The 3,049-nt window shown below is 29.9% G+C and carries 4 protein-coding genes; all 4 read right to left on the reverse strand.

Annotated features, from left to right (window positions below; translation table 11 throughout):
- Positions 1-65: 65 nt before the first annotated feature.
- A complete protein-coding gene (locus tag DWZ53_RS10965; RefSeq protein ID WP_118434199.1) occupies positions 66-1,055 on the reverse strand; it encodes a rod shape-determining protein in 990 nt (329 codons plus the stop codon).
- Positions 1,056-1,162: 107 nt separating this feature from the next.
- The gene (locus DWZ53_RS10970) at positions 1,163-1,789 is read right to left on the reverse strand and encodes a M23 family metallopeptidase (protein WP_118434200.1); all 627 of its coding nucleotides are present in this window, start codon (positions 1,787-1,789) and stop codon (positions 1,163-1,165) included.
- A gap of 44 nt (positions 1,790-1,833) precedes the next feature.
- The gene (gene spoIID / locus DWZ53_RS10975) at positions 1,834-2,721 is read right to left on the reverse strand and encodes a stage II sporulation protein D (RefSeq protein WP_118434201.1); all 888 of its coding nucleotides are present in this window, start codon (positions 2,719-2,721) and stop codon (positions 1,834-1,836) included.
- Positions 2,722-2,748: 27 nt separating this feature from the next.
- Complete coding sequence (locus DWZ53_RS10980; RefSeq protein ID WP_118434202.1) at positions 2,749-2,949, reverse strand: DUF1146 domain-containing protein; 201 nt, start codon at positions 2,947-2,949, stop codon at positions 2,749-2,751.
- Positions 2,950-3,049: the final 100 nt, after the last annotated feature.

Below are 3,049 nucleotides of genomic sequence, written 5' to 3' on the forward strand. Positions count from 1 at the left end.
AAACCTATATCTTTATGTAAAGGTATAGGTTTGTCAACAATCTGAAACTATGCTAGGCATAGTTTTTATTTTACGTAATGTAAGTTTTCTAACATAACTCCGCATCCATTAGCAACACAATTTAATGCATCATCAGCAACAAATACTGGAACATTAAGTTCAGATTCTAATAATTGATCTAAACCTGTTAATAATGCTCCTCCACCTGTTAAGAAGATACCACGTGATACGATATCAGCAGCTAATTCTGGAGGTGTTTGTTCTAGAACGTGTTTAGTTTCTTTAACGATTGTTGCACATGTTTCTCTTAAGGCTAATTCTGTTTCATTAGAAGTTAATGTAATTGTATGTGGTAATCCAGTTACCATATCTCTACCACGTACTTCAATTGTTTTATCAGATAATCCTTTTACTGCTGAACCAATTTCAATTTTGATTTGTTCTGCAGTACGATCACCAATTAATAATTTATATTTATCTTTAACGAATTTGATAATATCTTCATCCATGACATCACCAGCAATTTTTAATGAAGAACTTGTTACAATATCACCTAATGATAATACAGCAATATCAGTTGTTCCCCCACCGATATCAATAACCATATTTCCTGTTGGTTTATTAATTTCTAATCCTGCTCCAATAGCAGCTACTTTTGGTTCTTCTTCGATAAATACTTTTCTTGCTCCACATCTTTCAGCAACATCTTTAATTGCTGATTTTTCAATTGATGTAATATTTGATGGACAACAAATTAAAATTGTTGGTCTTGAGAAAATTCCCTTTAAATTTAATTTATTAATAAAATGTGTTAATAAGATTTCAGTTACTCTAAAGTCAGCAATAACACCATCTTTTAAAGGTCTAATTGCTTGTACTCTTCCTGGAGTCTTACCTAACATATCCTTAGCTTCTTGTCCTACTGCTAAAGGTTTTTTAGTTTCGTCATCTATTGATACTACTGAAGGTTCATTAACTACAATCCCTTCACCTTTGACATAAATCAATATATTTGCTGTACCTAAATCGATACCAATTTCTTTAGATAATGCCATCGTTCGTCCTCCTTATTTTTTCTAGATTATTGTATCACGAATTTTATTAAATACAAGGACAAAAAACAAATAGTGATAATTTTTTCCATTATCACTATTTTAATTGATTATGCCTTGATTTTTGTTATTTCTTGATTAAAAAATTGTTGGGGATTAAGCACTTTATTATCCTTGGATAAAACGAAATGTAAATGACTTTTTAAATCCGATTCATACACATTTTCCCCACTTCTAGCAATCACTTGTCCCTGTTTTATTTTATCTCCTTTTTCAACCTTAATTGAATCAACAGATTGATATGTAGTGGTTATACCACTATCATTTAAAATTGATAAAGTCCAACCAAGTAAAGCATCATTTTCTTTTTTTATCACTGTTCCACTTGTTGCTGCCATCACATCAAAGGCTTCACCATTATTTTGATAATCTAGTCCATAATGAGGACGATAAACCCCTTCAAAATAAATAAGGGCTTTCTCTAAACGTTCCTCTTTTAAATGTGAATCATAATATTCTCTGGCAATTTGAATTTGATTAGCTACTGGCTTACATAACACCTCTTTATGTTCTTCAACTTTCTTTTCTTTTCTTTTTTCCACATTAACAACAGGAACTTCTTCAAAAGGTTTTAATTGATTAACAACGACTTGAAAAATCGCACTTCCACCCAGAAAAATAACTAAAGCACTAACTAAAAATAGCATTTTTTTATTTTTTTTAATAAAGTTTTTCATTATTTCACCTCAAAAGAATTGTGACCATAATAAAAATCTTTATGCTATCTTTTTTCAATTTTCACTCCTTGATAATAATGCTGAATAATCGTTTTATAATCATATCCTTCTTTTGCCATACCTTGAGCACCATACTGACTCATTCCCACTCCATGACCACATCCTTGAGTAATAAAACAATATTTATTTCCTTCTTTAATTATTTTAAAATCGCTAGAAGGTAAATTGAGGATTTCTCGTACCTCTCTTCCTGTATATATTTTATTACCAATTTGAATTTGATCAACGCGTCCACTTTTTTTATATGTTATATTTTTAAAATCTAGAGAATGTAATTTTGTTTTTAATTCTTGAACTGTAAAATAATTTTTCCTTTTAAAGCGAGGATCTTCATTTTTATCCCAATGAGAATCAACTGACTTCAAATAGGGTTGTGGACTCCCCTTAAAATAGTCTTCAACATTTTCACTATACCCGTTACTGCTAGAATAAAACAATGCTGAAATGCACTTACCTTGATAAGTAATAATTTCTCCTTTAGTATCCTTGATCGCTTTTTTTACTTTTTCCTTATACTCATGGTAATGTTCCTTCCAAGAAACTTGAATTTGTTGATCTGTTAAATATACTTGACTAGATGTTGTATTATCTACGCTAAGTAAACGTGAATAAACAAAAGTACGACTTGCCAGAACTTGTGCCTTAATTGCTTCCTCATGAAAAGAGGCAGGCATTTCTCCTGCAACAACCCCTAACAAATAATCATCTAATAAAATATTTTGGGTGTCTTGGTCTATTTTTACATGTACATATTCGTCTTTTTTTATATGTTTATAATAGACTTTCTTTTTAGTCATAGTAGGAACTTGAATAAAGAAAAAGGAAATGAATAAAAAAAAGACAATTCCTATCTTCATTATCATTGTTTTCATAGTATATCCTATGAATTCTAAAATAATTTAGAAATGAATTGTCATAAAATCTAAGATAAAAGATGCAAGCATGTAACCAATTGCTAGAGAAACAATAATATAAGTTAAATAAAATTGTTTCACTTTTCCTTTTAAAATAAAGTGTTCATAATTAAAACAACTTAAACCATACATTGTCATCAGTATTGAACCTAAAATGACAATAAATTTTACAATGTCATAACTCATACGCTTCTCCTTGATAAATAAAAAAACATCATATACATGATGTTCAATTCTAAATGGTGACTCGTACGGGATTCGAACCCGTGAATGCATGCGTGAAAGG

The sequence above is a fragment of the Coprobacillus sp. AF33-1AC genome, from assembly GCF_003475785.1.
GTDB lineage: Bacteria > Bacillota_I > Bacilli_A > Erysipelotrichales > Coprobacillaceae > Faecalibacillus.